The organism is Halopseudomonas sp. (assembly GCF_047631575.1).
Taxonomy (GTDB): domain Bacteria; phylum Pseudomonadota; class Gammaproteobacteria; order Pseudomonadales; family Pseudomonadaceae; genus Halopseudomonas.
The window spans coordinates 267775-275160 of the sequence record NZ_JBLIAB010000005.1 but is presented as its reverse complement, the minus strand read 5'-3'; the positions used below and the strand labels follow the sequence as shown (position 1 = coordinate 275160).

At 56.9% G+C, this 7386-nt stretch carries 6 protein-coding genes; 4 read left to right on the top strand and 2 right to left on the bottom strand.

Annotated features, from left to right (window positions below; genetic code table 11):
- The 4 genes from ACJAXR_RS11685 to ACJAXR_RS11670 form a co-directional block, all read left to right on the top strand.
- On the top strand, positions 1 to 258 hold a 258-nt coding region (locus tag ACJAXR_RS11685), incomplete at its 5' end, for a type II toxin-antitoxin system RelE/ParE family toxin (protein WP_415058446.1).
- A 110-nt stretch (positions 259 to 368) separates the two neighbouring features.
- Positions 369 to 1763, top strand: coding sequence for a phosphomannomutase CpsG (locus ACJAXR_RS11680; protein WP_415058445.1), 1395 nt, complete (start codon positions 369 to 371; stop codon positions 1761 to 1763).
- A gap of 78 nt (positions 1764 to 1841) precedes the next feature.
- Entirely contained in the window at positions 1842 to 2864 is a 1023-nt protein-coding gene (galE, locus tag ACJAXR_RS11675) for a UDP-glucose 4-epimerase GalE (protein WP_415058444.1), read from the top strand.
- A 111-nt stretch (positions 2865 to 2975) separates the two neighbouring features.
- Positions 2976 to 4973, top strand: coding sequence for a polysaccharide biosynthesis protein (locus ACJAXR_RS11670; RefSeq protein ID WP_415058443.1), 1998 nt, complete (start codon positions 2976 to 2978; stop codon positions 4971 to 4973).
- Between the two features lie 76 nt (positions 4974 to 5049).
- On the opposite strand, the gene ACJAXR_RS11665 is transcribed toward ACJAXR_RS11670, so the two are convergent.
- The gene (locus ACJAXR_RS11665) at positions 5050 to 6090 is read right to left on the bottom strand and encodes a proline racemase family protein (protein ID WP_415058442.1); all 1041 of its coding nucleotides are present in this window, start codon (positions 6088 to 6090) and stop codon (positions 5050 to 5052) included.
- The gene (locus ACJAXR_RS11660) at positions 6087 to 7283 is read right to left on the bottom strand and encodes a zinc-binding dehydrogenase (protein WP_415058441.1); all 1197 of its coding nucleotides are present in this window, start codon (positions 7281 to 7283) and stop codon (positions 6087 to 6089) included. The genes ACJAXR_RS11665 and ACJAXR_RS11660 overlap by 4 nt, the downstream gene beginning before the upstream one ends.
- Between the last annotated feature and the right edge of the window lie 103 nt (positions 7284 to 7386).

Below are 7386 nucleotides of genomic sequence, written 5' to 3'. Positions count from 1 at the left end.
CCGACCTTCAAGAGAGCAGTAAAAAAGCTTAAGGCTAATCAGAAAGAAGATCTCGACGGGGCCGTCAGAGATCTGATGGCCGACCCCGATTTGGGGGAGCAAAAAAAGGGGAGCCTCTCGTTCCTACGTGTATATAAATTCAAGATGAATAAGCAACTGACGTTACTGGGGTATAGCTTTGATGATGGTGCCCTCGTTTTAGAGCTGATGGCCTTGGGTTCACATGAAAACTTTTACCGCGATATCAAGCAGCGCTAGTAACACCGCACGGCGAACCGAAACGCGGTGAAGAGCGCCCCATCCCTCGTCATTCCCGCGAAGGCGGGAATCTATTTTGACTTTGAATTTACCAACACACATGGAACCTTATGTCTGAGATCACCTGTTTCAAAGCCTACGACATCCGTGGCCAGCTGGGTACGCAGTTGGATGAAGACATCGCTTACCGCATCGCTCGGGCGTTTGCCCAGTGGCTCAAACCGGACCGGATTGTGTTGGGTGGGGATGTGCGCGATACATCCGAAGCGCTGAAGGCGGCTCTGGCCAATGGTTTGCGTGACGAGGGTGTGAATGTGCTGGACTTGGGGCTGGTGGGCACTGAGGAAGTGTATTTTGCGACCTTTCACCTGGGTGTGGAGGGCGGTATTGAGGTGACGGCTTCGCATAATCCGATTGATTATAATGGCTTGAAGCTGGTGCGGGAGGGCTCGCGGCCGATTTCTGCGGATAGTGGACTGGTGGAGATTCGGGCACTGGCTGAGGCTCATGTGTATGAGCTGGTTGATGGGCGTGATCCATCTGTGCCAGCCGATCAGCGCGGCACCTATGAGCGGGTGAGTACCCGTGAGGCCTATATTCAGCATGTGCTGGGGTACATCGAGCCCGCTAATTTCACGCCGTTGAAGCTGTTGGTCAACGCGGGCAACGGCACGGCTGGTCCGGCGATTGATGCGTTGGAGGCGGCCTTCAAGCAGTTGAAGCTGCCGGTCGAGCTGATCAAGATTTGCCACGAGCCGAACGGCAGCTTTCCCAATGGCATTCCCAATCCGATTCTGGTCGAAAACCGCAGCCTGACCAGCAATGCGGTGCTGGAGCACAAGGCGGATATGGGGATTGCCTGGGATGGGGATTTTGATCGGTGTTTTCTGTTCGATGAGCGGGGGCGCTTTATTGAGGGTTATTACATTGTCGGTTTGCTCGCCGAGGCATTCCTGCAGAAAGAGCCCGGCGCGCGCATCGTGCATGACCCGCGGCTGGTGTGGAATACCGTGGAGCAAGTGGAAGAGAACGGTGGCGTGGCGGTACAAACTAAGGCCGGCCACGCGTTTATCAAGGATCGCATGCGTCAGGAAGATGCGGCCTATGGCGGCGAGATGAGTGCGCACCATTACTTTCGCAACTTCGCTTATTGCGACAGCGGCATGATCCCCTGGTTGCTGGTAGCCGAGCTGCTGTGCGTGAAGGGCAAGCCGATGTCTGAACTGGTGGATGAGCGTATAGCGCGCTTCCCGTCGTCTGGTGAGATCAATCTGACGGTGAGTGATGCGCCGGCGGTATTGGATGCGATTGAAGGCCGTTACGCGCCGGATGCCCTTGAGGTGGATCACACGGATGGGGTGAGTATCTGCTTTGCCGATTGGCGGTTTAATCTGCGGGCGTCGAATACCGAACCGGTTATTCGCTTGAATGTGGAGAGCCGGGGGGATCAGGCGTTGATGGAGCGCGAGACGGCGCGATTGGTTGAGGTGATTGGGGGATTGTGAGGTAACGAGTGTGAGCATTATGTTTTCAGGTGCGAGCTTCGCTATACTTCTCTTATCCCCAGACATAAAAGGTCGACTGTGTATAACACCATTCTCGTTACCGGTGGCGCCGGTTATATTGGCACCCATACTTGCATCAAGCTGCTTGATGCGGGCTACCAGATTGTGGTGCTGGATAATTTCAGCAACTCCTCGCCGGAAGCGTTGCGGCGGGCAGAGACTATTTCTGGGCAGGCGGTGGTGTGCGTTGAGGGTGATATCAACGATGCGTCTTTGCTGGATCGGGTGTTTGCCAGCCATACCATCGATGCGGTGATTCACTTTGCCGGGCTCAAGGCGGTGGGTGAGTCGGTGGCGCAGCCCATGCGGTACTACCGCAACAATGTCAGCGGTACGGTCGTGTTGTGCGAGGCGATGCAGCGCGCGGGGGTGAAGAATATTGTGTTCAGCTCCTCGGCGACGGTGTATGGCGATCCGGCGAGCCTGCCTATACGCGAAGATTTCCCCACCAGTGCGACTAATCCTTACGGCCGCTCCAAGTTGATGATCGAAGAAATGCTTGGCGATCTGCACGTGGCTGATCCAGATTGGAATATCGCCTTGCTACGTTACTTCAACCCGGTAGGTGCGCATCCCAGTGGCCTGATTGGTGAGGACCCCTCCGATATTCCTAACAACCTGATGCCTTATATTGCCCAGGTGGCAGTGGGACGGCGTGAGCAGTTGAGCGTTTTCGGTGGTGATTATTCGACGCCGGACGGTACGGGTGTGCGGGATTACATCCACGTGCAGGATCTGGCCGACGGCCACCTGCAGGCTCTGCGCTGGCTGGAGCCCAAGCCGGGGATCAAGGCCTTTAACCTGGGTACGGGGATCGGTTATTCGGTACTGGATATGCTCAAGGCGTTTGAGAAGGCCTGCGGCAAGTCGCTGGGTTACCAGATTGTAGATCGACGGCCGGGCGACGTGGCGAGCTGCTACGCTGATCCTGCACTGGCTGCGGACGAACTGGGTTGGTCCGCACGCCTTGATCTCGAGGCCATGTGCGCCGATGCCTGGCGTTGGCAGTCAAATAATCCAAATGGATATCAAGACGAATAGAATTATCTGTCCGTCGCATTGTCCTAATCTGCAGCAGTCAAGTTAGTGCTATTGCCAGCATCGCTTGGCTGTAGTTGAATTTTAATGGCATTGGTTTATTAGGAGAGCTATTTGTTCAAGGAAAGATTGATCGGCTTGAGTTACGGTCAGAAGAGAACAGTTCAGATAATCGCCGATGTGGTATTGCTGTCAGTGGCGATGTGGGCAGCCCTTTTCCTGCGGTTGAGCGGAGATGGTTGGGTAGTGCCGACGGGCGGTCAGATCTGGTTGTTCCTGATGGCGCCGGTGATTGCCATTCCGGTGTACATCAAGATGGGTATGTACCGGGCGGTGATGCGGCACTTTGGCAACGATGCCTTGCTCTGCATTCTCAAGGCAGTGACTGTCGGTTTTCTTGGCTTTACTCTGATATTACTGATCGCGCGCGATGCGGGGCTCGAGGCTGAGTTTCCACGGTCTGTGTTTTTCTCTTGCTGGTCGATGAATCTGCTGCTTGTTGGCGGTTTGCGGCTGTTGGCGCGTCAGTATTTTATGGGCGATTGGTGGATTAGCGGGATACCCAAGGCTGAGGCCGAAGAGCATCTGGGCGGTAAGCCGGTAGCGATTTATGGTGCAGGCGCGGCGGGCAATCAGTTGCTGGCTTCGTTGCGGGTAGGGCGCTTGTATCGGCCGATGGCTTTCGTGGATGATGATCCTACCCTGGTGGGTCGCAGCATTGCCGGCGTGCGCGTGTACTCCTCCGGTGAAGTCGGCAAGATGCTAGGCAATACGGGGGTGAAGGAGTTGTTCATGGCGATCCCGTCTGCTACTCGGGCGCGCCGTCAGGAAGTGCTCGCCAGTCTGCAGCGTTTTCCTCTGCACGTGCGAACCATCCCCGGGATGATGGACCTGGCCAGCGGCAAGGTGAAGGTCGACGATCTGCAGGAAGTGGATATTGCCGACCTGCTGGGTCGCGATTCGGTGCCGCCGGATCAGTCGCTATTTCAAGCCTGTATTCGTGACAAATCCGTGATGGTAACCGGTGCGGGTGGATCGATTGGAAGCGAGCTATGCCGTCAGATAGTTCTTTCCAATCCTAAAACTCTTGTTCTGTTCGAGCACAGCGAGTTTGCCCTATACGAGATTCATTCTGAGCTGATTGGCTACATTCGCTCACGCAAACTAGACGTTGTACTCATTCCGATACTCGGTTCAATTCGCAATTACCCGCGTCTGCAGGATGTCATGAGTGCCTGGAGTATTAATACGGTGTATCACGCTGCGGCCTATAAGCACGTGCCGATGGTTGAACACAATGTGGCTGAAGGCATCATGAATAATGTGTTTGGCACACTCAATACAGCCCAGGCTGCGATCAAGTGCCGGGTCGAGAACTTTGTGCTGGTCTCTACCGACAAGGCCGTACGCCCGACCAACGTGATGGGCTCGACTAAGCGCATGGCTGAACTGGTGCTGCAGGGGCTAAGTGCCGAGCAGGCGCCTCGCTTGTGGGGCGAGGACAGCCATGTCAGCCAGCTCAATCGCACGCGCTTTACCATGGTGCGTTTTGGAAATGTGTTGGGTTCGTCGGGTTCGGTGATTCCGCTGTTTCGCGAGCAGATTCGCCGCGGCGGTCCGATTACCGTCACGCATCCGGACATCACCCGCTATTTCATGACTATCCCTGAAGCTGCGCAGTTGGTGATACAGGCCGGCTCGATGGGGCGGGGTGGCGATGTGTTTGTCCTCGACATGGGCGAGCCGGTCACCATTGTCGATCTGGCGCGCAAGATGATTATGCTCTCGGGTCTGACGGTACGCGATGAAGTGACCATCAACGGCGACATAGGCATTACCTTCTCCGGCTTGCGACCCGGAGAGAAGCTCTACGAAGAGCTCCTGCTCGGCGACAACGCTGAGACCACCAGCCACGAAAAGATCCATCGCGCCAACGAAGACCTGGTGCCCTGGAACGAGCTGCTGCCCGTACTGGACGTCCTGCGCCAGGCCATCCGGGACGATGATTACGATACGGTCCGCAGGATTTTGCTGGAGGTTGTACAGGGTTATAAACCTGCGAATGGGATTGTTGATCTGCTGTATGAGCAGAATGAGTTGGCAAACAAGTAAATTGCTGTAGGAAGTCGAAAACCGGAGCCATGTGCTCCGGTTTTTTTATGGGCGTTTTTTGAGGTGGGGGCTCCCGCTACACAATATGCTGCAACCCACCGCACTCAACCATCGGGTCATCGCAGTTAACGACAATATTCGACCGGGCGATCACATAGCTTCTGCCCGTTATCGTATTCTCGACCATCTGATGCTCGCCAGAAGTATGCCTCCCAGAAGTATGCTTCCCAGTCATTTCACCAATGAATCCGGTATCGCGTAGAGACACGGTTTCCAGCTTGTCGCCGATGCCAATTTTGCCCTCATAATGCATTAACGCCAGGCGCGCAGAGGTGCCAGTGCCCGTAGGACTGCGGCAGATGACGCCGGGGTGTACGTAGGTAGTCGAACGTGATCGGTAGAAGCCCTCGGCTATCTGCTCAACCGGCCCCATAAAGTGCAAAAATGGTAAGGGACCCACATCTCCGAGGGTGTGGTGCGAGAATCCGCGTTCAGCCTGCAGTGCTTCGACGATAGCGAAGGCGCAGTCGTTCAGGGCCCGTTCCTCTTCGCGGGTCAAAGCAAACCCAAGTTCGGTGGCATCGACCAGCGCGTAAAATCCGCCGCTGTAGGCCACGCTGTAGTTCACCCGGCCGATCGACGGGACATCGATGCTGGCGTTATGGGTATGAATATAGCTGGGTAAGCCTTCGCAGGTGACAGCCTCGACAACGCCATCGGTAATCTGGGCGGTGATATTCACCAGCCCGGCCGGGGATTCGAGGATGAAGCGCTGCACCCCTTCCTGTTTGGGGATCAGGCCGCTTTCCAGCAGGGCGGTGGCGGTGCAGAGGGTGTTGGAGCCGGAGTAGATCGGGTAGCCCATGACCTCCATGATGATATAGCCCATCAGCGCGTCGGGATGGCTGGCTGGTACGATCAGGTCGACGGACATTTCCGGGATGCCATAGGGCTCAGTCAATAGCAGTGTGCGCAATCCATCGGCTTCATCCCGCAGGTAATGCATTTGCTCGCGCACATTGGCGCCGGGCAGGGCGCGGATGCCGCCGATGACAATCCGGCTGACATCGCCACCGGCGTGGGTATCGATCAGCTGGATGCTGAGTTCGCGTTTCATGTGAGTTCCTGCAGGGCATAGGGGGCGCCATGCTGCTGCCACTGGCTGTCCGGAACGATAACAATCTTGCCCAGGTAGTGGCTGTCGCGATTGATGAAGTACTCTTCAGCGCGATGCAGTTCCGAGAGTTTGAACGCGGCATGCAGCACGGGTTTGAGTTGGCCGCTGCGGATCCAAGCAATCAATTGATCCGCTTCTTTTCGGGTACCGTGGGAGACGCCAAAGATCTGCACCTGGTAGAGGTAAATGCGCGTCCACATGATCTCGCTGACATTGCCACCACTGGCACCGGCGATGCTGAGCCGGGGGTAAGTGGTGCGGCGCTTCATGTCGAAGATCATGCTGTCGATGAACTGATCGGTCATCCCGCCGCCAATCAAATCCATCACCGCATCGAAGGGCGCGCCGCCGGTCAGAGCGCGCACCTGGTCGGCGAAGCCATCCATGTCGTCGCGGTAGAGCACGGCTTCGGCGCCAAGCTCGAGCAGTGCCTTGGCTTTTTCCTGCCGACTGAGGGCGTAGGGAATTGCGCCGATAATCCGGCATAACTGAATCAGCGCCGTCCCCACGCCGCCGCTGGCACCGGTTACCAATACCCGCTCGCCAGCCTGAATGCGGGCAGTGGTGAGCATGTGCAGAGCGGTCTGGTAGGAGCACATGCCCATCGCCGCGAGCTCGGCATCGCCCAGGTCGGGATTGTCGATGTGATGAAACTGCTCGGACGGCAGCGCAACATACTCCGCGTAACCGCCGTCAGCGCCATGACCGTAATAGTCCGGCGTGAGGTTGATGTCGCGGCGGGTGTCTGCGTAGAGATTGAAATCGAGCAAGCCACGCTCACCGATACGGGCGGTATCCACGCCCGCCCCCACGGCGACGACATGGCCGGCAATGTCCGCACCCTGAATACGCGGGAAGGTCAGTGTGGCCTCGCCGCCAATCGCAAAGGAAGTGGTATCGGCCTTCCCCTTCGTAGGATACAGCCCCTCGCGTGCCTTGCGATCGGTGTTGTTCTTCGCCGTTGCAGTGATGCGCACCAGTACTTCGCCGTGAGCGGGCGACGGGGTAGGCACATCTTGCCGGTAAACCAACTTGTTGACGCCGCCATGGCCGGTCAACAACACCGCTGCCATGGTACTGGGGACACTGGCGGGTGTGTTGCCGGAGCTACTTTTCACAGATTCCTGCGCCATCGTAGGGCTCCTGACATTGGCTGAACGTATAGAGACCTTAACAAAGATCGAGCTTGGGATCAGGGCGGATCGTCATCCGCGCAAATGCGGGGATCCATTGCGG